The organism is Cryobacterium shii, assembly GCF_004402595.1.
GTDB lineage: Bacteria > Actinomycetota > Actinomycetes > Actinomycetales > Microbacteriaceae > Cryobacterium > Cryobacterium shii.
Genome location: NZ_SOFY01000014.1, coordinates 134,863 through 157,331 on the forward strand (window position 1 = coordinate 134,863; position 22,469 = coordinate 157,331).

The following is a 22,469-nucleotide window of genomic DNA, read 5'->3' on the forward strand; positions in this document are numbered from 1 at the left end:
TTTTCTATTCCAGAAAGCCGCGCAGGAGCAGTGCCGTACCGGCCAGGTGCTCGGCCATCGCGTGCGCCGCCGCGTCAGGTCTTCCGGTCAGGATCGCGGTGACGATCTGTTCGTGTTGTCGGTCGGAGTGAGCGATGTTCGGGCCGAGCGAGGGGATCTGGTCGAGCAGCTCGTTCACGCGCATCCGGACCTCGGCCAGTAGTGGCACGAGGGAGGGGGATCCGGCCAGTTCTCCGATGGTGAGGTGCAGCCGAGAGTCGAGGCGGCGGTAGTCCTCCCCGGCCGCGCCGATCGAATCGCTCAGGCTGTGCCAGAGCACCTCGCGTTCGGCGGGGGACAGAGTGCGTGCGGCGGCGTGCCGAGCGGCCCCGACCTCAAGGATCTCTCGCAGGGTGAGTGCATCCTCGATTTCCGTGGGAGGGATGTCCCGGCGGGTCACCAGCTCGCCGCTGTGGTCGACCCCGGGTGTCTGCCTGGGAAGGGCGTCGCTGACGAAGGTGCCGCCGTACCGTCCGCGCCGGGAGACCAGGTAACCGGCCTCCGCGAGGGACGCGATGGCGTCCCGGACGGTGTCCCGGCTGACGGCGAGCATGGCGGCGAGCTCGCGTTCGGCGGGCAGGCGCTCGCCCGGTGCGATCAATCCCAGCCGCACCGTCTGCAGCAGGCGCTGCACAGTCTCTTCGAAAGCGTTGCCGCCGTGGACGGGGCGCAGCAGTAGGCCGCTGTCCAGGCCCGGCTGTTCGTCGATCACGGTCTGTCTCCGCCCTCCATGCAGACTCCTAGTTCATCTAGTTCATCACGGTTTTGAGTCAGGTCATTCCGGCGTCACGTAGGCCGAGCTGATGCCGCCGTCGACGAGGAACGTGGATCCGGTGATGAACGAGGAGTCGTCGCTGGCCAGGAACGCGACAGCGGCGGCAAGTTCCTCCGGCTCCGCGAACCTCCCGACCGGGATGTGCACGAGACGCCGGGCCGCCCGTTCCGGGTCTTTGGCGAACAGTTCCTGTAGCAGGGGAGTGTTCACCGGGCCCGGGCAGAGGGCGTTGACCCGGATGCCCTGCCGGGCGAACTGCACGCCGAGCTCACGGCTCATCGCCAGCACGCCGCCCTTCGACGCGGTGTAGGAGATCTGACTCGTGGCCGAGCCGAGCACCGCCACGAACGAGGCAGTGTTGATGATCGAACCACCGCCCTGCTTGACCATGTATCGCAGAGCGGACCGGCAGCAGAGGTAGACGGATTTCAGGTTGACGTCCTGTACCTTCTGCCAGGCCGGCAGCTCGGTGGTCTCGATCGAGTCGTCGTCGGGCGGTGAGATCCCGGCGTTGTTGAAGGCCACGTCGACCGAGCCGAAGGTGAGATAGGCGGTGTCGAAGAGTGTGTCGACCTGGTCCTGGTCAGTCACGTCCACCTTGACGAAGAGTCCGTTGACCAGTTCCGCGGCAGCGAGGCCCGATGTTTCGTCGAGGTCGCCGATCACGACGGTCGCCCCCTCTGCGGCGAATCGTTTTGCGGTGGCCAGTCCGATGCCGCTGGCACCGCCGGTGATCACGGCGACCTTGCCCGCGAGCCGTTGCGTGAGATCGATGGGGGTGAGGCTGCTCATGGCTGGAGTTCTCCTTGGTGTGAGGTTCTGGCGGGCGGGATCGACTGGAAAGAAGGTTGTTTCGGGATCGCCGCTTCAATCGACGGCGATGAAGACGTTCTTGGTGTCGGTGAAGCTCAGGGGGGCGTCCGGGCCCAATTCGCGGCCGAGCCCGGACTGTTTGAAGCCCCCGAACGGTGTCGAATACCGCACGGATGAGTGCGAGTTGACCGAGAGGTTTCCGGATTCGACGGAGCGCGCCACCCGGAGGGCTCGGCCGACGTCCCTGGTCCAGATCGAGCCGGAGAGCCCGTACTCGGTGTCGTTGGCCAGCCGCACGGCATCCGCCTCGTCCTGGAAGGGCAGCACGGTGACCACGGGGCCGAATATCTCGTCCGTCACGCAGCGGTCGGAGCGGGAATCGGGGGTCAACACGGTGGGCGGGAACCAGAAGCCGGGACCGGTCGGTGCGTTGCCGCGGAAGGCGACGGGGGAACCCACCGGCACATAGCTCCTGACCGACGCGAGGTGAGCGGCCGAGACCAGCGGACCCATCTCGGTCGCCTCATCGGCCGGGTCGCCCACGCGCACTCCGGTCACGGCCGGTTCGAGCAGTTCCATGAACCGGTCGTAGACGCTCCGCTCTACCAGGATTCGGCTGCGTGCACAGCAGTCCTGGCCGGCGTTCTCGAACACCCCGTAGGGCGCCGTCGCGGCGGCCTTCTCCAGGTCCGAGTCGGCGAAGACTATATTGGCGCTCTTGCCGCCGAGTTCGAGGGTGACCCGTTTGACCTGGTCGGCGCACCCCGCCATGATGCGTTTGCCCACGGCGGTCGACCCGGTGAAGACGACTTTCCGCACCGAGGGATGGGTGACGAAACGCTCACCGACCACGGAGCCGCGCCCCGGCAGCACCTGGAACAGGCCGTCAGGCAGACCGGCCGCCTGGGCGAGTTCGCCCAAACGGATGCTGGACAGCGGCGTCCATTCCGCGGGCTTGAGCAGCACCGCGTTTCCGGCCGCGAGGGCGGGCGCGAAGCCCCAGGCCGCGATCGTCATCGGGAAATTCCACGGCGTGATGATGCCCACCACGCCGAGAGGCTCGTGGAAGGTCACGTCCAGTCCGTTCGCCACGGGAATCTGCCGGCCGAAGAGGCGCTCGGGCGCAGCAGAGTAGTAGGTCAGTACATCACGCACGTGGCCGGCCTCCCAGCGGGCCTGCGTGATCGGATGCCCCGAGTTCATCACTTCGATTCGGGCCAGGTTCTCCCGGTCCCCGTCCACGGCGTCGGCGAACCGCCTCAGCACCAGTGCTTTGTCGGCGGGGGCCACCTGGGCCCAGAGCCGCTGCGCTGCTACGGCGCGGCGTACAGCCTCGTCGGTGCCCGCGAGATCGACGTGCTCGACGATCGACACCTCGGTCTGATCGGCGGGGTTGATGACGGTGTAACTGCTCACGATCGTTCCTCTCTCTGCCGGTCGGCCCGGTATTGGGCGGCCGCGTCGACGAGGCCCGCGAAGAGACGGATGTCCGCGTCGTCCTGTTCGGGATGCCACTGAACCGCGACCCCGAAGGGAACGCCGTCGAGCTCGACGGCCTGCACGACGCCCTCGAGGCTGCGGGCGGTGACGACGAGGCGCTCGCCCACGCGGTCGATGGACTGGTGGTGGTAAACGGGCACGGCGAGCGGGGCGGTGCCACCGTCGAGCAGCCCGTGCAACTGGGATTGCGGGTGGAGTTCAACCTCCACCGCGTTGAAAACGCCGCCGCCGGCCTGGTAGCCGCCGTGGCCGACCACGTCAGGCAGGTGCTGGTGCAGGGTACCGCCGAGAACCACGTTGAGCATTTGGGCACCCCGGCAGATCCCGAGGAAGGGCAACTCGCGGGCGATGGCCTCGAGCAGGAGCTCGTGCTCCCAGTCGTCCCGGTCGGGACGGGGCTCATCGGTGGCAGCGTGGGACGACTGGCCGTATCTCGCCGGGTCGACGTCCTTGCCCCCGGTGATGATCAGGCCGTCCAGCCGGTCGAGGACCCCAGCGGCGATGGCGGGGCTGGCCGGCTGCGGGGGTAGGAGCACGGCGATCCCGCCGGCCCGGGTCACCGAGTCGAAGTAGACCTGGGGGAGGAAAGCGGCCGGCACATCCCAGACTCCGGTTTGTGACTGTTCGAGATAGGTGGTCAGGCCGATGACGGGTCGAGGCCTCGAGAGCTCAGAGTCGTTCAAAGCCGCGCACCCGCTCCCAGTCGGTCACCGCCGCGTCGTAGGCAGCCAGTTCGGTCCGGGCATTGTTGAGGTAGTGGTCGACGACCTCGTCGCCGAAGGCTTCCCGGGCGACCGCGGAGGTCGCGAACAGTGCGGTGGCCTCCCTCAACGAGGCCGGCACCCGCTCCGCATCGCTCTCGTACGCGTTGCCGACGAAAGCATCGTCCAGCTCCATTTCGTTCTCGATGCCGTGGAGGCCGGCCGCGATCAGCGCGGCCACGGCCAAATACTGGTTCACGTCGCCGCCGGGCACCCGGTTCTCCACCCGAAGGCCCAAACCGGCTCCCACCACTCGCAGTGCGCAGGTGCGGTTGTCCAGCCCCCAGGCGATCGCCGTGGGCGCGAAGCTGCCCGCGACGTAACGTTTATAGGAGTTGATGTTGGGGGCGGAAAAGAGGGTGAGTTCGCGCATGACGGCCACCTGGCCGGCGAGGAAGTGGCGGAAAAGCTTCGACATGCCGTGATCCGCACCCTTCTCGGCGAAGACCGCCGACCCGTCCGTGCCGCGCAGGCTGATGTGGATGTGGCAGCTGTTGCCCTCACGCTCGTTGAACTTGGCCATGAAGGTCAGGCTCTTGCCGTGCGCATCCGCTATTTCCTTGGCCCCGTTCTTGTAGATCGAGTGATTGTCGCAGGTGGCGAGGGCGTCCGTGTAACGGAAGGCGATCTCCTGCTGGCCGAGGTTGCACTCGCCTTTGACGCCTTCGCAGTACATCCCCGCGCCGTCCATGGCATTCCGGATGTCCCGCAGCAGCGGTTCCATCCGAGTGGAAGCGAGCAGCGCGTAGTCGATGTTGTAATCGCTGGCCGGGGTCAGGTCTCGGTAACCCTTCTTCCACGCCTCCCGGTAACCGTCGTCGAAGACGATGAACTCCAGCTCGGTGCCCACGTAGGGCACGAGCCCACGTTCGGCCAGACGCGCCAGCTGCGCTTTCAGGATCTGACGCGGGGAGGCCACGACCGGCGTCTTGTCCAGCCACTGCAGGTCGGCTGTGACGAGCGCGGCGCCCGGGAGCCACGGCGCCCGGCGCAGCGTGGCGAGGTCGGGGATCATCGCCATATCGCCGTAGCCACGCCTCCAGCTCGACATCTCGTAGCCGTCCACCGTATTCATCTCGACATCCACCGCGAGCAGGTAGTTGCAGCATTCCGCGCCATGGCTCGCGACATCTTCGAGGAAGAGCCGCGCGGAGACCCGCTTGCCCACCAACCGCCCCTGCATGTCGGTGAAGGCGACGACGACCGTGTCGATCTCACCCGAGCCCACGAGCGCGGTCAGGTCCTCAAACGATAGGTTTCCGGATCGGGGTGTCATGAGCATCTCCTCAGTGAGCCTGGCTGAATGGTCAACTTCCCGACCATTAGACCACAGATCAGAACCAGAACAGGGGAGAACTTTCGGGCCGGGTGCGACGAAACTTTCTCGCAAAGGTATGTACACGCAACCATTGGGGGCCTTATAGTCAGGCCAAGAAAAACTCACGGCGTTGTGTGGTCGACAGTGTCGACGCGCATGACCAGAGCGCAAAGGAACCAGGATGTCCAAAGACACCTTGAAAGTCTCAGGCGTGCAGTACACAACGGCGGAAGCAGGATACTTCGAGAAACGCAGATTGACCCGGAGCGCCGGGATCTGGGGGCTGTGGGGCCTCGCTGTGGCGGCGGTCGTCTCGGGCGACTTCTCCGGCTGGAACTTCGGCATCGACTTCGCCGGATTCGGCGGCATGCTGATTGCGTTCGCCCTTCTGGTCGTCATGTACTACGGCATGATCTTCAGCATCGGTGAGATGGCCTCGGCGATGCCTCACACCGGCGGTGCGTACTCCTTCGCCCGCGCGGCACTGGGACCCTGGGGCGGATTCGTCACGGGGCTCGCCGAGACGATTGAGTACGTCGCGACCACGGCAGTGATCGTCTACTTCTCCGCCTCGTACGCGGATGGCATCACGAGTGAACTCCTCGGCTTCTCCCTCCCCTCGTGGGCCTGGTGGGCCATCCTCTACGCCGTGTTCATCGGCCTTAATGCCGCCGGCGCGGCCATTTCGTTCACCTTCGCGATCGTGGTCTCGATCATCTCGATCGTCATCCTGCTCGTGTTCTCCGCCATGGCCGCTTTCTCAGGTCTGTTCAGCGTGGACAACCTCTTCGACATCGTGCCCGATGCCGGCCAGTCCGAGTTCCTGCCGCACGGGGTGATTCCGATCCTGTTCGCCCTGCCGTATGCCATGTGGTTCTTCCTCGGAATCGAGGAACTGCCGCTCGCCGCGGAGGAAGCCCACAACCCCGTGCGCGACATCCCCCGGGCTGGCTTGATCGCCCGCACCACCCTCATCGTCACGGGCCTGCTCGTGTTGTTCCTGAACACCGGGATCGTGGGCGCCTCCAACATCGCCACCGCGGGGGAGCCCCTGTTGGACGGCTTCCGCGCCATCGTCGGCGACCAGGCTGCCGCGGTGCTCGCCCTGTTCGCTCTGGTCGGCCTGCTCGCCTCCCTGCAGGGCATCATGTTCGCTTACGGACGCAACATGTACTCCCTGTCCCGGGCCGGCTACTACCCGAAGTTCCTCTCCCTGACCGGCAAACGGCAGACCCCCGGGGTCGCCCTTCTCGTCGGGGCAATCATCGGCTTTGTGGCTCTGATCCTGGTCGACGCGCTCGGCGGAACGGGCGGCGTGGCAGGAGCCATCGTGCTGAACATCGCGGTCTGGGGCGCCGTGATCGCGTACATTCTGCAGATGATCTCGTTCGTGATCCTGCGCCGCAAGTTCCCGAACGCGAACCGCCCGTACCGCAGCCCGTGGGGCGTGCCCGGTGCGGTCGTCGCCGGCATCCTCTCGCTGGCGATCTTCTTCGGGTTCTTCATCAACGAACCGGCCCGACCGGCGATCGCGGCCATCGCGGTGGTCTACGTGGTCATGCTCCTCGTCTTCGCTCTGTACGGGCGCAAGCGGCTCGTCCTCTCCCCGGAAGAGGAGTATGCGGTTTCCGGCGGACTGCACGGCGACCCGCAGAAGGAAGGTTACGGAGGGCCGGTGGAGGAGGAAATCCTCGCGCTGGACGGGCGGGATGCTCCCACAGAGTAGCGTGATGCGGCCTGGGGCGGGGCGCCGAGCAGCGGAGCGAACGTCCCCTCGCGGGGCGGCTGCACCGGCGCTACTGTGACGCCATGTCCATCCGGGAACACCGCTCCGCGCACCGCCGAAAACCGGGCTGGGCGGCTCCGTCGGACCCCGGCGTCCGCGACCGCACCCTGCCCGACCGGGGCTGGAACGTGCTGCCTGCCGGTAGCCGGGCCTTCCGTTTTCCGGCTCCGAGCGGCGCGCTCGCCGCTTTCGCGGTGGGCGACCCGGGGCATCCGCGGGTCGTCCTGCTCCCCGGCGCCACCGGGTCCAAAGAAGATTTCGTGCTGTTGGGGCCCCTGCTCGCCGACCCCGGCTTCCTGGTGGAGAGCTACGACCTGGCCGGACAGTACCAATCGGCCGCCGCCGGCCCCGTCGACGGCAGCCCGTACGAGTACGGCCTCTTCGTCGCCGACCTGATCGCCTTCCTGGCGGCGGGGAGCACCCCGGTGCATGTGCTCGGCTACTCCTTCGCCGGAATCGTCGCCGAGCTGGCTTTCGCCGATCGGCCCGAACTGTTCGGGAGCCTGGTGCTGCTCGGCGTGCCGCCGCAGTCCGGCCAGGCGTTCCGCCGGGTGCGCTGGATCGGCGCGTTGAGCTACGTGCTGCGTCCGCGCCAGATCGCCTCCCTGATCGTCTGGGGCATCGTCTCCAACCTGAACCGGGTTCCGCCCGGCCGCCTCGCCCTGGTGCGGCTGCGGTTCGCCTACACGAACCGCCGCAGCGTTGACGAGATCGTCGGGCTACTGATGCACGTGCCCGATCTGAGCGCACTGCTGCGGCACTCGGCCATCCCCGTGCTCGTCGCCGTGGGCCATCATGACCTGTGGTCGACGGATGTCCACCGCGCCTTCGCGAACAGCATCGGGGCGCGATTCCGCGTCTACCCCACCGGACACAGCCCGTGCGAGACCACCCCGCACCAGTTGGCGCGGGACATGCTCGCGTTGTACCGGTCGGCCGAACCTGGCTAGCAGACCGGGTCGGTCGGACTGATCAGGTGCGCACCCGGAGGCGGTGCCGGGCGGCGCGCCGGCGCCAGGGGGTGTCCTCGGGCCAGTCCTGCAGGAGGGTGCGGAATCCCCACCGCACCCGGCGGGCGAAGCCGCTCCAGGTGGCGAACGGGCGTCCGGAGACGCCCACCCTCAGGGTGTGCTCGTACCGCACCTGCACTGCCGGATCCAGGTTCATGCTCAGATCGAGGTCGTCGTGGATGTCGCTCCGCTCCCGGTGCACCCGGTCACGGGCTCTCAGCCAGACATCCCGGTGCATGGCGAAATTCGACCCGAACACGGGGTGGTGCGCGAGCCAGAGGCCGACCCAGAAGAAGTAGCCGCCGAGGTAGAACGTCTGTCCCAGCCAGGCCACGAGCGGACTGCTGTCGTAGAAGTCACCGGTCCCGGTGATGAGGTCCGCCTCGGGAGACCGGGCCAGGCCGGACTCGAGCCGCGCCAGCTAGTCGGGGGCAGGAACGGAGTCGGCGTCGAGGCGCGCGATCACGTCCCCCGTCGCCGCGTCGTAGCCCGCCGCGGCGGCCGGCCAGATCCCCTGCACGGGCTCGTACACGACGCGCGCTCCGGCGGCGCGGGCGGTGGCGGCCGTGGCATCCGTGCTCGCGTTGTCCACGACGATCACCTCGTCGGCCGGGCGGTCCTGGGCGGCCAGGGCAGCGAGGCAGGTGGCGAGCAGGCCGGCGTCGTTGAAGCAGGGGATGACGACAGAGATCGTTGTCATGGCGTCCTCCCTCGCGTTCGCATCGGCGCCCCGGGCCTGGAACAACGATTTGGTGCCGAGCTTACGCCCGGCTGGAAATCAGATTGCGCGGCAGTGCGTGGTCAGGAAACCGATCTTGTCGATCGTGATGGTCACGGTCGACCCGTCACGAAGGAAGACCGGCGGTTTGCGGCTGTAGCCGGCGCCGCCCGGGCTGCCGGTGGAGATCAGCGTGCCCGGCAGCAGGGTCGATGTCTGGGAGAGGTAGGAGATGATCTCGGCGACCGAGCGCACCATGTCGCCGCTCGAGGCGTCCTGCAGGATGCGACCGTCGACGTGGGTGGTGAGCCACAGGTCCTGCGGGTCGGCGATCTGGTCTGCCGTGATGACGACGGGGCCGGTGGGTGTGAAGCCGTCGAAGGACTTGCAGCGCGACCACTGGGCCTCGGAGAACTGCAGGTCACGCGCGGTGATGTCGTTCACGACGGTGTAGCCGAAGACGTGGTCGAGGGCGTCCGCCACGGACACCTTATGGGCGGCCCGGCCGATGATCACGCCGAGCTCGGCCTCGTAGTCGACCTGCTGCGTTTGGTCGGTCGACCATGTGATCGTGGACTCGTGCCCGGTCAGCGAGTTGGGCCAGAGCGAGAACACGGTCGCCGCGGTCTCGGACCGGAGCTTGAGTTCGGAGGAATGGGCGGCGTAGTTGGCGCCGATCGCGATGATCTGCGGCGGTCGCAGCACCGCCGAGGAGTAGCGCAGCTCGGAGAGCGGCGTGAGCGTGGCTCCCTGTGCCGCGGCGTGCATGCTCAGGGCGCGCACCCGGTCGAACTCGTCATCGCCCTTTTCGAGCAGGTCCTGCAGATCGCGCGGGGCCTCCTCCATGATTTCGTCGAGGAACAGCGCTGCGTCCTCGAAGACCGCCGCGAGACGCGGGGTGGACTGGCCGTCAACTCTGAGATGGGCGAATTTCACCTGTTCAGGCTACCTGCCCGAAGAAGGGGTGCGGGGCAGGTCCGCCGCCGGGGTGCCCGCGGCCCGCCACAGGTGCATGCCCGCGTAACTGCGCCACGGCGCCCAGTCCTCCCCGTGGCGCGCGAGATTCCGGGCATCCGGGGGCAGTCCGAGTCGGGCGGCGCCCTGGCGCAGGGCCAGGTCGCTGGTCAGCAGGATGTCGGGACTGCCCAGCACGCGCAGCGCGACGTAGCCGGCCGTCCAGGGCCCGATCCCGGGGAGGGCGGTGAGCCGCGACTCGAGGTCCGCCCTGGTATCGCCGAAGGAGAGCGTGAGGGCGCCCGTGCTCAGCTCCTCGGCCACCCGCATGATCGTGTCGATGCGGGCGGCCGGGCCGCGGAGCACGCTGCGGCCCTCCGCGGCGATCCGCGCGGCGGTGGGGAAGAGCCGGAGCGGCTGGTCGGAGCCGTGCTGGTCAGTGCCGGGCTGGTCGGTGCCGGGCTGGTCGCCCCCGGGTGCCGGGGCGCCGGCGGCCCCCGGGAACGCGTCGCCGAGCGCCGCGGTCAGGCGGGTGAGCGCTGTGCGGGCGGCCGCCACGGAGACCTGCTGCCCGATCAGCGCACGGAACAACGTCTCCTCGGGGTCGATACTTCCGGGCAGGCGCATGCCGGGGGTCGCCGCGACGCCGGCCGCCAGGGCCGGGTCCGCGGCGAGGGCCAGGTCGATCGCCCGGGAATCCGCGTCCAGGTCGAGCAGGCGCCGCACCCGGCTGACGAGCGGTGCGAGGTCGGCGAGGCTGGCCAGGCCGGCGCGGCAGGCCACGGATGGCGCGGCATCCGTTCCCAACAGCGTCAGCTCGACCCACGCCGGGCCGTGGGGCAGGCGCAACGTGCGGGAATAGACCTGCGCCGTGGCCCGCTCGACGCCGGCGAGGGCCCGCACGGCGAGGAACCGCAACAGCCCAGGTCCGTCGAACGGCGCGCGGGCCGGCAGCTGCAGGCTGATGCCGGTGGCGGCTGAAGGGACGGCCTGTGCGCTCTCGGGGGACGGGGAACGGGGACGGGCAGGTCGGGTCGGGCGTTGCAGCGTGCGCCGCAGTTCGGTGGGGGTGCGCTCGTAGACGGCGGCGATCGTGTCGTTGAACTGGCGCACGCTGCCGAACCCGGCGGCGAACGCCACCGCGCTGATCGACAGCTCGCTGCCCTGCAGCAGCAGCCGCGCGGTCTGCGCGCGGTGTGCCCGCGCGAGTGCGAGCGGGCCGGCGCCGAGCTCGGTCACGAGCACCCGGGTGAGGTGCCGTTCGCTGTAGCCGAGGCGGCGGGCGAGGCCGGGCACCCCGTCCCGTTCGACCGCGCCGTCAGCGATCAGGCGCATCGCGCGGGCGGCGAGGTCGTCACGGATGTTCCACTCCGGCGACCCGGGGACGGCGTCGGGCAGGCAGCGCTTGCACGCCCGCAGTCCGGCCTCGTGGGCGGCCGCGGTGGTCAGGTAGAACGACACATTGGCGGGTTTCGGTGTCGCCGCCGGGCAGCTCGGACGGCAGTAAATGCCGGTGGAGTGCACGCCCGTGATGAACTGACCGTCGAAACGGGCGTCCCGCGAGGACATGGCCCGGTAGCGGGTCGCGAAGATCGGGTCGGGAATATCGTCCGGGTCGGGCAGGACGTTCGTCCGGGTCGAAGTGGTGGTCACTGGTCCAGCCTGTCACCGGGCGACCGGGGACGCTAGCGGGAATCGGCCATCGCTGACGCTCGGCGCTGCCCCCGGTGGGTGCCCGGCGCGGCGGTCGGGTGGGTGCCCGGTCCGGTACTCTGGCGGCATGACCGCAGTGGAACGTCTCCAGTCCGAGCTCGGCAGCATCGTCAGCATCGATCCGGTCGAGTTGGCGGCGACTCGAACCGACAAGTCCGGCTGGGTGGCCCCGGGCATGCCGCTGGCCCTGGTGCGGGCGACATCCGTCCCGGAGGTGCAGGCCGTGCTCCGGATCGCAACGGAGTTCCGCATCCCCGTGGTCACCCGGGGCACCGGCACCGGGCTGTCCGGGGGAGCGTGCGGCACGGATGGAAGCATCGTGCTCAACGTTCGGGGGATGAACCGGATCCTCGAGATCCGCCCCGAGGACGAGCTGGCCGTGGTCGAACCGGGCGTGATCAACCAGCACCTCAACGACGCGCTCGCCGAACACGGGCTGTGGTTCGCCCCCGACCCGGCCAGTAAGGGCTTCGCCTCCGTCGGCGGCAACATCGCCACGAATGCCGGCGGCCTGCTCTGCGCCAAGTACGGGGTCACCCGCGAGGCGGTGCTCGCGCTGACGGTCGTGCTGGCCGACGGGCGGCTGCTGAAGACGGGCCGCCGCACCGTCAAGGGCGTCACGGGCTACGACCTCACCGCTCTGCTGACCGGATCGGAGGGCACCCTCGGCGTGATCGTCGAGGCCACCGTGCGGGCCAGGGCCATCACCGCGGGGGAGACCGTCACCCTCGGAGCCGTGTTCCCCGATGTGGCACTCGCGGCGGCGGCATCCGCCCTCATCACGGCATCCCGCCTGTGCCCGGCCGTGATGGAACTGATCGACTCGGCTGCCCTGGCGATGATCGCGGCCTACCTCGGGCCGGACCAGACGGCGGGCCTTCCGATCGACCGCGGCGCGTTCCTGCTGCTGCAGACGGATGGGCCGGGCGCGCTCGCCGAGGCCGAACAGGCCGCAGCCGTGCTGCGGGCCGCGGGCGGTGAGGTCCGCCTGGCGGATGCCGCGGGGGGCGCCACCGCCGACCGGCTGCTGGCCGTGCGGCGGGCCGCGCACCCGGCGCTGGCCGCCCACGGCGAGGTCCTGATCGAGGATGTCTGTGTGCCCCGTTCCCGGATGGCGGAAATGTTCGAACGGATCGCGGAGATCAGCGCCCGCACGGGCGTGCCGATCCCCACGGTCGCCCACGCCGGCGACGGCAACCTGCACCCCAACTTCGTGATCCCCGCCGACCCGGGCCGGCCGGCCGGGGACCCGGTGGTGCCGGAGGCGATCTGGGAGGCGGCCGGAGAACTGTTCCGGGCGGCCCTGAAACTCGGCGGCACCCTCACCGGCGAGCACGGGGTCGGCGTGCTCAAACGCCGCTGGCTGGCGGAGGAAGTCGGCGACACGAGCTTCGACCTGCAGCGCCAGATCAAGTCCGTCTTCGATCCCCTCGGCATCCTCAACCCGGGCACCATGTTCGCCCCGGTATCCTGATCGGCATGACATTTGAGTCGCCCGAGTCCCGCCCAGCCGCTGCCGCCCCGGGTGTGCAACCGGCGGCCCAGCCCGTTCAGCCCGTGTGGTCCGCCCCGGTGCGCCGCACGAGTGGGGGCCTGATCGCCCTGACCAGCGTCGGCCTGGTCGTGGGCGGCACGGCGGTGCTGCTGGTGCTGGTGTACCTGGCCACGTTCCTCGGCCCCGGAGCGCTGCTGATCTGCCTGATCCTCGCCCTCATCCCGTTGACGGCGATCCTGCTGGCCGTGCGCTGGATCGACCGCTGGGAGCCGGAGCCCCGCCCGACGCTCTGGTTCGCCCTGCTCTGGGGCGCGGGCGTCTCGGTGGCGTCGGCCCTGATCTTCGACCTCGGCGTGCAGATCGCCCTGAACCTCTCCGGCGCGTCCCGGTCAGCCTCCGGGTCCGGCGCCGATTTCACCGCCGCCGTCATCCAGGCGCCCATCGTGGAGGAGACCGCGAAGGGATTTGGCATCCTGCTGATCTTCTGGGTGCTCCGCCGCCGGTTCGACGGACCCGTCGACGGCATCGTCTTCGCGGCGACGGTCGCCGCGGGGTTCGCGTTCTCCGAGAACATCCAGTACTTCGGTCTGGCGATGATGGACGGCGGCGCCGCCAACCTGGGCTTCACCTTCCTGGTGCGGGGTGTGCTGTCCCCGTTCGCGCACGTCATGTTCACCGCCTGCACGGGGATTGCGATCGGACTGGCGGCCCGGCGCCGCGGTGCGGCGGCGGCCGGCACGATCCTGCTCGGCCTGCTGGGCGCCATCCTGCTGCACATGCTCTGGAACGGCGCCTTCTACCTGGTGGACAGCGCCTCCTTGGTGACCTACTACCTGCTCGTGCAGGTGCCGCTGTTCCTGGCCGCCGTCGTGGTCGTGATCCTGCTCCGCCGGCAGGAGAAGCGCATCACCGAACGTCGACTCAGCGAGTACGCGGCGGTGGGCTGGTTCAGCGCCGCCGAGGTCTCGATGCTCGCCACCCCCGAAGGGCGGCGGCAGGCCAGGACCTGGGCTTCTCGCCAGCCCCGCGCCCGCAAGCGGGCGATGCAGAGCTTCATCCGGGATGCCACCCGGCTGGCATTCGCCCGGCAACGGATGCTGAACGGCACGGCGGGTCACGTGGACCGCGCCGACGAGGCGGAACTGCTGGGCCTCATCCAGGCGGACCGCGCCGGAGTGATCGCCTGAGCGTCGCACCTGAGCGCGGGGAAGTGAACGGCGTCGGCTGCAGACATGAACTCGCCGCCCGGTGGTGTGGCGATGCCGACGACTCTCCCGGAGCGGCGAGTTACTGATTCCATGGTGCGCCTCCCCGTTGCGTTCGCGCAAGGGGGAATTTTCACGGTGCGTCGGACGGGTGAATCCGGTTGGATGGGAACATGACTGATCTCAATTCAAAGCCCGAACTCGACGCACCCGAGGGCCCCGCGCCCACCGAACTGACCATTACCGACATCGTGGTCGGCGAGGGTGCCGAGGCAACCCCCGGCGCCACCGTCGACGTGCACTACCTGGGCGTCGAATACGACACCGGAGACGAATTCGACTCGTCCTGGAACCGCGGCCAGTCGATCAACTTCCCACTCCGGTCGCTGATCGCGGGCTGGCAGCAGGGCATCCCCGGAATGAAGGTGGGCGGACGCCGCGAGCTGGTCGTCCCGCCGCACCTGGCCTACGGTCCCGCCGGCGGAGGCCACCGTCTCTCCGGCCAGACGCTGATCTTCGTGATCGACCTGCTCGGCGTCAGCTAGAACTCGGCGTCAGCTGCAACTCACCGCCGCCCGGAGGGCACGTGCGGGTCACAACCAGTCGCGACCGGTCGCTACGAGTCGTGTTCGACCCGCACGTGCTTGATCCGGGAGCTGTGCCCACGGATGATGGTGACCGCGCTCCGGGAAACGCCGAAGTGCTTGGCGAGCAGCTTGACCAGGGCCTCGTTGGCGGCACCCTCGGCGGCGCGCTGCTGCAGATAGACCGTAAGGGCGGCATCCGTGGGGAGTTTCGTCGCAGTGTCCGGCGCATCCTCGGGGTCGTCGACCGTGACCAGAGGCCCCTTGCGGCTGCCGGGCTTCACATGCACCGTCAGATTCACGGTTCGCGTCACACCGGTCCTCCTGGAATATAGTTCTCATCACAACGCTAGCGGGCGGAGTTGCCGCCATGATCTCAATCGACTGTGCACGCGCACTGGCCGTGGCCGGTCTGCGCTGGCGCCCCGTCTCCGGGGACGCCTTCCGGATCGAACGTGCCGGTTTCGAGAGCGACGTGTTCACGGTCAATGACATGACCATCGAGCCGCACGAATTCGACACCGGCACGATCCTCGGGTTCAACGGCACGACCGAGTGGGCTCTGGACTCCCTCGCCCTCGAGGACGCCCTCTGGCTCCCGCGCGAGGACCAGTTGCGGGCGCTGCTGCGCAACACCTTCCGCTCCCTGCACCGGCTGGAGGAATCGAGCCACCGGGTGCTGGTCGAGATCCACGGCGCGACGGAATCGTTCGACGCCGACGAAGCCGCGGATGCCTACGGCCTCGCACTGCTCCGCCTCATCGGTCTGTCCGCGGATGCCTGAGGCGCCCGCCGAGCCTTCCCTGCCTACCGGGCTTCCCGGCCTACCGGGCCTTCCCGGCCCGACGCGCAGCCCTCGCCGCCTCAGAGTCCCTCGGCGATCACAGCCGTCGCGTCCAGCCAGGCCCGGCGGGTGCGCGGGTCGAGTGCGTCGATGTTCAGCGGTCCACCGCCGATCAGCGCGGGGTCAAACGGCACGTCCAGGACGGCCCGGGTGAGCTTGCCGAAGTGATCGTGCAGCCGCCGGTACAGGGCGTCGTCGACGGTCCCGTCCGGTGACGCCAGGATCGTGACGGCCTGCGCCACCTTCTCGCCGTGGCCTTTCTGGCGCAGACCCTCCAGCAGCGCGGCCGCACCGTAGCCGGTGTCTTCGCGGATCGTCGACACGACGACGAGCTGGTCGGCTTTCTCGACGGCTGCCTCCCAATTGGATGCCCGCATGTTGTTGCCCGTGTCGATCACCAGCACGCGGTAGAACCGGCTGAGGATGGCGTAGAGCCGGCCGAACGCCTCGCCGTCGATGTTCCGGGCGCCGGCCGGGTCCAGGTCGGAGGCCAGCGCGTCGAATTGGGCGTCCCCCTGGGCGTGCACATAGTTGTCCAGGTCGCCCAGGCGGATGGTGCGTCCGTCGTCAAATCGGTCCAGCTCGCGCAGGAGGGTCAGGGCGGTGTTCGTGTGCCCGGCGGTGCGCACCCTCACCCCGAGGTTTCCCATCGACTCGTTGTTGTCCCACGCCAGCGTGTACCCGCCGCGGTACATGCCCAGCGTCGCCGCGATGAGCAGGGTCGCGGTCGTCTTGTTCGCTCCGCCCTTGGGATTGAGCACCACGATCGTTTTCGGCTCCGTGAAGTTGCGTTGGACGGAGGCGATCGTCTCTCGGTGCGCCCGCTCGACGCGGCCCGGGCCGAGAGCGATGAGGCCACCGGTGAGCCGGCTGAGCCTCCCTCGCCAGCCCTGCTGAGCAGGCCCGGCCGTCGTGCGCTGCGGCGGGCTGAGGAACGAGAGGCGAGTGGAGGCATCCGGCCCCTCGTTCTCCCCGGTCCCGCCGGCTGCATCGCCTTCGTGAACGGGGGCTCCGGCACCGGGAAGCGCGGGGACATTCTGGGTCATGATCGGTTTCTTTCCGTCGCTGCTGGCTGGCGTTGCTCGGACTCAGTCGTCGACAACGGCTGATTCCGGACCGGGGAAGATCCGCAACTTCCTTAACCGTATGAGGTTCTTCGCGGTGAGCCAAAGCCACCTGCCGCCGCCGGGGCTAACTCAGGAGATTCTCCCGCTGGCGCCCACTCATCCGCACTGGTCTGCGGCGCCGGACGAGCGACCGGCCCGAATCTCCTGAATTAGCCACCCGAGGGTGGGGAAGGGGATTCCGGGCGGCCGGTCGCCGGGCCGCGTTCCGGCATACTTCGCCGGGACTGAGCGTCCTCGGCGGCGCGGACGCAGTAGATGGGAAGCGCGCGGTGTCCTCCACAATCCGGGTTTGATCAGGTTATCCACAGTGTCCACGGGTGCCGGGGCCGTGTCGGTGGGTGCGCGTAGCGTGTTCCTCATGAAGCCGTCATTCATCGCAGAGCGAGAGGCCATGGGCCTCCATTTCGATGCCATCGCCGAGGCCGAACGCGACATCGCCGCGGCCTTCGCCCGGCGGGCGGAACGGGTCGAGGCGGCCCGACGGTTCGGGCAGGCCGTCGCCCACAACGCCGCCCGGGTCCCAAGCGCCCGCTGGGACGCACGTGAGGTGGCCGAGCGGGAGTTCTCGAGCGAGCTGGCCTGCACGATCCGGGTGCCGCAGCGGTCGGCGGAAAACCTGGTCGCGGAGAGCCGGGCCCTGGCCGTTGAGCTGCTCGCGACCCGGGCGGCGCTGGCTGCGGGGGAGATCAGCTATGGCACGTTGCGGTGAAACCCGAGACGACGCCGCCGCCGGAACCCACGACGGTAGCCGAGCCGGAGCCCGCCCCCGAGCACGCACCGTTCTGACGGTCGAGGCCGCCCGGGAGGAGCCGGTCAGGCCAGCCAGGCTGCCGTCATGCCCTGCACGACGGAACCATCGAGGTCGGCGAGCTTGGCAGCCACGAACTGGCGTGCGCCTTCGGACGTCTGCACGCGGAACGCGGGGCGGTCGCCGTCCAGCAGGCCTGCGAGAACCGCACCGGCGCTGTGAGCGGACTGGGCAGCACTGAAGGAGAACGCCGCGCGGGCCAGGTAGGGGGCCAGGGTGTCGGCGTAGGGGTCGTCAACCGGGCCGGACGAGGCGAGCTCTCCACCCACGTTGGCGATGAACGACGACGCCACGGCACCGGGCTCGACGACCGTCACGGAGACCCCGGCCGTGGCAGCCACGGGGGCGAGGCTCTCCATGAAAGCCTTCGACCGCGAACTTGGCGGCGCAGTAGGCCTCGTTGAAGGGCTGGCCGACGACCCCGCCGACGCTCGACACCGAAATCAGGCGCCTGCGGGTTTTACGCAGGTGGGGGAGGGCAGCGCGGGTCACGGCGACGACCCCGAAGAAGTTCGCTTCCATCACGGCTCGCACATCGTCGACGGTCTCGTTCTCGATGGTGCCGACCCGGCCGGAGCCGGCGTTGTTGATGAGCGCGTCGAGCCGGCCGTAGCGTTCCGTCAGGTCGGTCACGACCTGCGTCGCCGAGTCGGGCTCGGTGACGTCCAGACGACGGATGTCGAGGCTCACCCCGCGGTGGCCGCGGCGTCGCGCAGGGCGCGCGCTCCCTCGAGGTTGCGCATCGTGGCCACGACCGTGTGTCCGGCGCGGGCCGCCGCCACGGCTGCATGCAGGCCGATCCCGGAGGATGTACCGGTGATCAGCACAACGCCGGGAACCGCTTGCGTGTTCATCTGGTCAGTACCGGTCGGGTTCCGGGCCGAGATTGAATCGACGACCGCTGACAGTCGTGGGCGTGATCTCCACATAGATGTACTTGAGGGTGGGGACAAGCGGGCGCAGCGGCAGCTGGTCCGCGGCCTCGATCTCGGCCTGCGTGTCGAGCACGCGCGCCTGGCCGCGCGCCACGACGCTCCAGGCTTCGTCGCGGCCGATCCCGTCCGTCTCGAAAGCGACCCTGTTGTTCACGGTGAGTTCGAGCAGCTTCGTGCCCTCCGCGGTACGGAAAAGAAGCGTCTTGTCGACCGCGATGAAGTTCACCGGGTAGATGTCCGGCTCACCGGCGATGCTCAGCGCGAGTCGCCCGAAACTCGACGAGATCAGGAGATCCCAGCATTCTTCTTCGGTGAGGTTCCGAACCGGACTCAGGTCGTTGGTTTCCATGCCCAATGGTCCCACGCGGTCGGCTTCTCCGCGAGCTAACGCGCGGGTCGACCAACGGGCGGGACGAAAAACGCGCCGACCACCGGGAACGGCGGTCGGCGCGTAGTCGCTCTTCGTGCAGAGCTGGTGCGTGTCAGCCCTGGCGCCCGGGGCGACGGATGTTGCGTCGGAATACGAACAGCACGACCAGGCCGCCGAGCAGGAGAGCCGAAGCGGTGGAGATCAGGAGCGGTCCGGAGCTGAAGCCGGTGGCGGCCAACTGCGGAGCGGCCTCGACGAGGGGAGCCACCATCGGAGAGGCGGTCGCTGTCGGGGTCGGGGTCGGGGTGGCCGTCGGCGTGGTTGCTGCGGCCCGCACGATCGTGGTCAATTCGGTGTCACAGATGACCGTGCTGCCGCCATTGTTGCCGGATCCGTTGCACTGGGTGACCGTGACCGGAATTTCCGGCACCACGCTGGACAGCGGGTCGACGGTACACAGTACGCGCATGGTGGCGCCGCCGCCATTTCCGGAACTGTTGCACTGGTCGACCGTGGCACCGGTTGTGGGGCCGGTCGGGTCGCAGTCGGTCGTCGGCTCGGTGCCGCCGCCGGTGCCGGATTCGATGCACTGATTCACGGTCGCGGGGGTCGGAGTCGCCGAGCCGGTGATGTTATTCACGATGGTCACGGTGCAGAGCACGTTCCCGCCGCCGACGTTGATCGACCCGTTGCACTGCGCGACGTGCAGGACGAGGTTCGTGTAGGGAGCGACCGTGGCCGGCCCGCAATCGACCTTGGTGTTGGCTTCGTGAACGCATACGACGGTGCTCACCGTGGAACTCGCCACACCGGTAGCCAGGTCCAGGTTGTTCGTCACGGTGACGTTGCATTCCACGGCTCCGGTGCCGGCGCCGACTCCCGGGACGCCGTTGCACTGGTCGATGGTCGTGCCCGTCGGCGCAGCCGAGGCCGGCGCCACCGGAATAGCGGTCAGCGCAAAGCCGGCGAGAACGAGGCCGAGGGCCAGCACTGTGGCTTGGCGCAGGATGGAAGAACATGAATTTTTTACAGCCGGAAGAATAACGATGAAAGGCCCCCTAGTTAAGGTCATTCTAACAGGGGACTCTCAGGCAGCCACGTCCAGGAACGGTCCGCGCCATTCGTTCACGCAACGTTCAGCGTGGTTCGATCACCCCTCTGACCCGGTCAATAAGGTCTTGCCAGGGGCCGCAGACCTGCTGCTCCCCGAGCACCACCTCATGGGGTGCACAGCGGATGCGATAGATATACCGGTCCGGCTGCGGCGCCTCCGTGGCCACGTCGTTCCATGGCAGAGTGTCGAGGAGCGCCATCCATGCTGACGCATCGGGCTGCTCGTCGACCTGAACCTCCCAGGTCCGCCGGATCCCGGCGATACCACCGCTGCGCGAGACGACCACCTTCACAAGACGTCCACCTTCATGGGGGAGATGCTACTCCGGCAGCGCGACCGGATCCCCGGTGCCGCCGGGGATGGTGACGGCGCCGGTGCGGGCGCTCGATACCGAGCCGAGGCCGGCACCGAGTCCCACCGCGGTCCAGGCGGCGATCACGGCATCGTGCTCCGGGGATCCGATGCCGTACCGCTTGAGCGCCGCCCGCGCGGTCGCCCGAGCGAACCCGCGGAAGTCAACGCCCCGCCCGAGCGTGCCGGAGGTGAGCGTGTCGAACCAGATCCGGCCGGCGGCATCCCAGGCGTTGCCGCCGAGAGCGGAAGCGACCAGGAAGAACGCCCGGTTCGGGATACCGGAGTTCAGGTGCACCCCGCCGTTGTCGTCCTCGGTCTCCACGTAGCCAGACATGTTGGCCGGCTGGGGGTCCTTGCCGAGGACATCGTCGTTGTAGGCGGTGCCGGGTGCTTTCATCGAGCGCAGGGCCACACCCTGCACCTGGTCGGTGAACAATCCCTCGCCGATCAGCCAGGACGCCTCGGCGGTCGACTGGCCCCTCGCGTACTGCTCGACCAGGGAACCGAACACGTCTGACACCGACTCGTTGATCGCGCCCGACTGGCCCTGATAGGCGAGGTTGGCGGTGAACTGGGTGACGCCGTGGGCGAGTTCGTGCCCAATCACGGTCAGCGACGCGGTGAACCGGTTGAAGACCTGCCCGTCCCCGTCACCGAAGACCATCCGCTCCCCGTCCCAGAACGCGTTGTCGTACCGGCGGCCGTAGTGCACGGTGGCCTCCAGCGGCAGCCCGCGATCGTCGATGGAGTCACGCTCGAACACCGTCCAGAACAGGGCGTGCGTGCTGCCGAGCCCGTCCCAGGCCTCCTGCACCGCCGGGTCCGCCACCGGCCCCTGCCGCTCGCCGCGCACCAGCCGGCCCGGCAGACGCTCCAGGCCCGCCGCATCCGAGATGGCCCGGTCGATCCGCCCGCGCACCGCGGTTCCGATGCCCGAAGGCTGCACCGATGGATGCACCGACGATCGCACAGACGGATGCGCCCCCGCGCGCAGGTCCCGGATCGGCGCGTCCCGCATCAGCGACTGCCGCGCGGCCTCGGCGGCGGCAGCGAACCGGGGATCGTCCAGGCGGGCCAGCCGCACCAGCAGGTACGGCGGCACGATCGCGCAACGGGTGTGGGCGTGCGGTGATCCGGTCATGGGACGAGTGTGGCACCAGACGGTGACACTGGCCAGCGCATCCGCTGCATCCGCCGCGGAGGGGCCCGAATGGCGAACTCGCGGCGCCGACCGTAACGTGGGGGGCGGGCGGCACCGCGAGCTGCACCATTAATAGCACCGGGCGGCCCGGGCGAGAAGGCGCCGGAGGCCGCCGTCCGTAGACTCTCAGCATGCGCTTCGGAATCGTGATTCTCCCGCAGGACGCCTGGCCGGAGGCCCGCCGCAAGTGGCAGGGCGCGGAGGCGCTCGGCTTCGACCACGCCTGGACCTACGACCATCTCTCCTGGCGGTCCCTCGCCGACCAGCCCTGGCACGCGACCGTCCCTACGCTGACGGCCGCGGCGGTCGTGACCTCCCGCATCCGTCTGGGCACCTTCGTGTCGTCGCCGAACTTCCGGCATCCGGTGACCTTCGCCAAGGAGATCGCGACCCTGGACGACATCGCGGGCGGGCGGTTCCTGCTCGGCATCGGCTCAGGCGGCACGGGCTTCGACGCCGGCGTGCTCGGCCAGCCCGAGCTCACACCCCGGCAACGGCACGAACGGTTCGCCGAATTCGTCACCGGCCTCGACCTGCTGCTGCGCCACGAGGAGCCGGGCAGGGGCGGCCTGAGTTTCAGCGGCGACTGGGCCACGGCGGTGGGTGCACGCATGGTCGGCACCCCGGCGCAGTCGCCGCGGGTGCCCTTCGTCATCGCCGCCAACGGGCCGAAGGGACTGCGCCTGGTCACCACGTTCGGGTCCGGCTGGGTGACGACGGGGGCGGATGGCGCGGTCGGCGAGGACTGGTGGGCTTCGGTGGCAACCCTGTCGGCACGGCTCGACGACACGGCGCTCGCCGCGGGCCGCGACCCGGCCGGCATCGACCGCTACCTGTCCCTGGACAGCGGCGGCGCCTACTCCCTGAGCAGCGCCGGCGCGTTCGAGGATGCCGTGGGTCGCGCCGGCGAGCTCGGGTTCACCGACGTGATCAGTCACTGGCCCCGGCCCGACGGCATCTACGCCGGGTCGGAGGCCGTGCTGGAACGGGTGGCGGCCTCCTTCGCCCGGCACGCTTCGTAGGCCGCTCAGTACGCGGTCGGCCG

The 22,469-nt window shown here is 69.1% G+C and carries 26 protein-coding genes; 8 read left to right on the forward strand and 18 right to left on the reverse strand.

Features of this window, described 5'->3' with window-relative positions; translation table 11 throughout:
- Positions 1–4: 4 nt before the first annotated feature.
- From E3O49_RS18225 to E3O49_RS18245, 5 genes are all read right to left on the reverse strand, one after another.
- Positions 5–748 carry a FadR/GntR family transcriptional regulator gene (locus E3O49_RS18225; protein ID WP_134367583.1) on the reverse strand — a complete coding sequence of 248 codons (744 nt, stop codon included), beginning with the start codon at positions 746–748 and terminating at the stop codon, positions 5–7.
- A gap of 66 nt (positions 749–814) precedes the next feature.
- A complete protein-coding gene (locus E3O49_RS18230) occupies positions 815–1,606 on the reverse strand; it encodes a 3-oxoacyl-ACP reductase (RefSeq protein WP_166787103.1) in 792 nt (263 codons plus the stop codon).
- A gap of 75 nt (positions 1,607–1,681) precedes the next feature.
- Entirely contained in the window at positions 1,682–3,043 is a 1,362-nt protein-coding gene (locus tag E3O49_RS18235) for an aldehyde dehydrogenase family protein (RefSeq protein ID WP_134367546.1), read from the reverse strand.
- Complete coding sequence (locus tag E3O49_RS18240; protein ID WP_134402949.1) at positions 3,040–3,810, reverse strand: gamma-glutamyl-gamma-aminobutyrate hydrolase family protein; 771 nt, start codon at positions 3,808–3,810, stop codon at positions 3,040–3,042. The genes E3O49_RS18235 and E3O49_RS18240 overlap by 4 nt, the downstream gene beginning before the upstream one ends.
- Complete coding sequence (locus E3O49_RS18245; protein WP_134367542.1) at positions 3,797–5,164, reverse strand: glutamine synthetase family protein; 1,368 nt, start codon at positions 5,162–5,164, stop codon at positions 3,797–3,799. The genes E3O49_RS18240 and E3O49_RS18245 overlap by 14 nt, the downstream gene beginning before the upstream one ends.
- Positions 5,165–5,387: 223 nt before the next feature.
- Here E3O49_RS18245 and E3O49_RS18250 point away from each other — a divergent pair, with 223 nt between their 5' ends.
- Entirely contained in the window at positions 5,388–6,932 is a 1,545-nt protein-coding gene (locus E3O49_RS18250; RefSeq protein ID WP_134367540.1) for an amino acid permease, read from the forward strand.
- An 83-nt stretch (positions 6,933–7,015) separates the two neighbouring features.
- A complete protein-coding gene (locus E3O49_RS18255; RefSeq protein ID WP_134451034.1) occupies positions 7,016–7,942 on the forward strand; it encodes an alpha/beta fold hydrolase in 927 nt (308 codons plus the stop codon).
- 22 nt (positions 7,943–7,964) lie between these two features.
- Here E3O49_RS18255 and E3O49_RS18260 read toward each other — a convergent pair whose 3' ends face one another.
- The 4 genes from E3O49_RS18260 to E3O49_RS18275 form a co-directional block, all read right to left on the reverse strand.
- On the reverse strand, positions 7,965–8,336 hold the full coding sequence (locus tag E3O49_RS18260; protein WP_244285246.1) for a hypothetical protein: 372 nt from the start codon (positions 8,334–8,336) through the stop codon (positions 7,965–7,967).
- Positions 8,337–8,423: 87 nt separating this feature from the next.
- Positions 8,424–8,702 carry a glycosyltransferase gene (locus E3O49_RS18265; RefSeq protein WP_244285247.1) on the reverse strand — a complete coding sequence of 93 codons (279 nt, stop codon included), beginning with the start codon at positions 8,700–8,702 and terminating at the stop codon, positions 8,424–8,426.
- 78 nt (positions 8,703–8,780) lie between these two features.
- Positions 8,781–9,656 carry a fumarylacetoacetate hydrolase family protein gene (locus E3O49_RS18270; protein ID WP_241978661.1) on the reverse strand — a complete coding sequence of 292 codons (876 nt, stop codon included), beginning with the start codon at positions 9,654–9,656 and terminating at the stop codon, positions 8,781–8,783.
- Between the two features lie 9 nt (positions 9,657–9,665).
- Positions 9,666–11,243 carry a DNA-3-methyladenine glycosylase 2 family protein gene (locus E3O49_RS18275; protein ID WP_134434525.1) on the reverse strand — a complete coding sequence of 526 codons (1,578 nt, stop codon included), beginning with the start codon at positions 11,241–11,243 and terminating at the stop codon, positions 9,666–9,668.
- A 211-nt stretch (positions 11,244–11,454) separates the two neighbouring features.
- Here E3O49_RS18275 and E3O49_RS18280 point away from each other — a divergent pair, with 211 nt between their 5' ends.
- The 3 genes from E3O49_RS18280 (at position 11,455) to E3O49_RS18290 (ending at position 14,632) form a co-directional block, all read left to right on the forward strand.
- Complete coding sequence (locus tag E3O49_RS18280; RefSeq protein WP_134434519.1) at positions 11,455–12,861, forward strand: FAD-binding oxidoreductase; 1,407 nt, start codon at positions 11,455–11,457, stop codon at positions 12,859–12,861.
- A 5-nt stretch (positions 12,862–12,866) separates the two neighbouring features.
- The gene (locus E3O49_RS18285) at positions 12,867–14,069 is read left to right on the forward strand and encodes a PrsW family intramembrane metalloprotease (protein WP_134366413.1); all 1,203 of its coding nucleotides are present in this window, start codon (positions 12,867–12,869) and stop codon (positions 14,067–14,069) included.
- Positions 14,070–14,260: 191 nt separating this feature from the next.
- Positions 14,261–14,632: an FKBP-type peptidyl-prolyl cis-trans isomerase gene (locus E3O49_RS18290; RefSeq protein WP_134366412.1), complete on the forward strand. Its 372-nt coding sequence runs from the start codon at positions 14,261–14,263 to the stop codon at positions 14,630–14,632.
- A gap of 71 nt (positions 14,633–14,703) precedes the next feature.
- Here E3O49_RS18290 and E3O49_RS18295 read toward each other — a convergent pair whose 3' ends face one another.
- Complete coding sequence (locus E3O49_RS18295) at positions 14,704–14,985, reverse strand: DUF167 domain-containing protein (RefSeq protein WP_241975776.1); 282 nt, start codon at positions 14,983–14,985, stop codon at positions 14,704–14,706.
- 56 nt (positions 14,986–15,041) lie between these two features.
- Here E3O49_RS18295 and E3O49_RS18300 point away from each other — a divergent pair, with 56 nt between their 5' ends.
- On the forward strand, positions 15,042–15,455 hold the full coding sequence (locus tag E3O49_RS18300) for a hypothetical protein (RefSeq protein WP_134366411.1): 414 nt from the start codon (positions 15,042–15,044) through the stop codon (positions 15,453–15,455).
- Between the two features lie 80 nt (positions 15,456–15,535).
- Here E3O49_RS18300 and E3O49_RS18305 read toward each other — a convergent pair whose 3' ends face one another.
- A complete protein-coding gene (locus E3O49_RS18305; protein WP_134366410.1) occupies positions 15,536–16,561 on the reverse strand; it encodes a MinD/ParA family ATP-binding protein in 1,026 nt (341 codons plus the stop codon).
- A 439-nt stretch (positions 16,562–17,000) separates the two neighbouring features.
- Here E3O49_RS18305 and E3O49_RS18310 point away from each other — a divergent pair, with 439 nt between their 5' ends.
- The gene (locus E3O49_RS18310) at positions 17,001–17,351 is read left to right on the forward strand and encodes a hypothetical protein (RefSeq protein WP_134366409.1); all 351 of its coding nucleotides are present in this window, start codon (positions 17,001–17,003) and stop codon (positions 17,349–17,351) included.
- A 104-nt stretch (positions 17,352–17,455) separates the two neighbouring features.
- On the opposite strand, the gene E3O49_RS18315 is transcribed toward E3O49_RS18310, so the two are convergent.
- The 7 genes from E3O49_RS18315 to E3O49_RS18345 form a co-directional block, all read right to left on the reverse strand.
- A complete protein-coding gene (locus E3O49_RS18315; RefSeq protein ID WP_241978660.1) occupies positions 17,456–17,743 on the reverse strand; it encodes a hypothetical protein in 288 nt (95 codons plus the stop codon).
- Positions 17,685–18,140 carry an SDR family NAD(P)-dependent oxidoreductase gene (locus E3O49_RS18320; RefSeq protein ID WP_241978659.1) on the reverse strand — a complete coding sequence of 152 codons (456 nt, stop codon included), beginning with the start codon at positions 18,138–18,140 and terminating at the stop codon, positions 17,685–17,687. The genes E3O49_RS18315 and E3O49_RS18320 overlap by 59 nt, the downstream gene beginning before the upstream one ends.
- Positions 18,137–18,304, reverse strand: a complete 168-nt coding sequence (locus E3O49_RS18325; protein ID WP_241975777.1) for an SDR family NAD(P)-dependent oxidoreductase — start codon at positions 18,302–18,304, stop codon at positions 18,137–18,139. Before E3O49_RS18325 ends, E3O49_RS18320 begins: the two co-directional genes overlap by 4 nt.
- A 4-nt stretch (positions 18,305–18,308) precedes the next feature.
- A complete protein-coding gene (locus E3O49_RS18330) occupies positions 18,309–18,734 on the reverse strand; it encodes a pyridoxamine 5'-phosphate oxidase family protein (protein ID WP_134366408.1) in 426 nt (141 codons plus the stop codon).
- A gap of 133 nt (positions 18,735–18,867) precedes the next feature.
- Positions 18,868–19,746, reverse strand: a complete 879-nt coding sequence (locus tag E3O49_RS18335; protein ID WP_134366407.1) for a hypothetical protein — start codon at positions 19,744–19,746, stop codon at positions 18,868–18,870.
- A 145-nt stretch (positions 19,747–19,891) separates the two neighbouring features.
- On the reverse strand, positions 19,892–20,161 hold the full coding sequence (locus E3O49_RS18340) for a protealysin inhibitor emfourin (protein WP_134366406.1): 270 nt from the start codon (positions 20,159–20,161) through the stop codon (positions 19,892–19,894).
- 27 nt (positions 20,162–20,188) lie between these two features.
- Complete coding sequence (locus E3O49_RS18345) at positions 20,189–21,364, reverse strand: M4 family metallopeptidase (RefSeq protein WP_134366405.1); 1,176 nt, start codon at positions 21,362–21,364, stop codon at positions 20,189–20,191.
- Between the two features lie 191 nt (positions 21,365–21,555).
- Here E3O49_RS18345 and E3O49_RS18350 point away from each other — a divergent pair, with 191 nt between their 5' ends.
- A complete protein-coding gene (locus E3O49_RS18350) occupies positions 21,556–22,446 on the forward strand; it encodes an LLM class flavin-dependent oxidoreductase (protein WP_134366404.1) in 891 nt (296 codons plus the stop codon).
- The last annotated feature ends 23 nt before the right edge of the window (positions 22,447–22,469 follow it).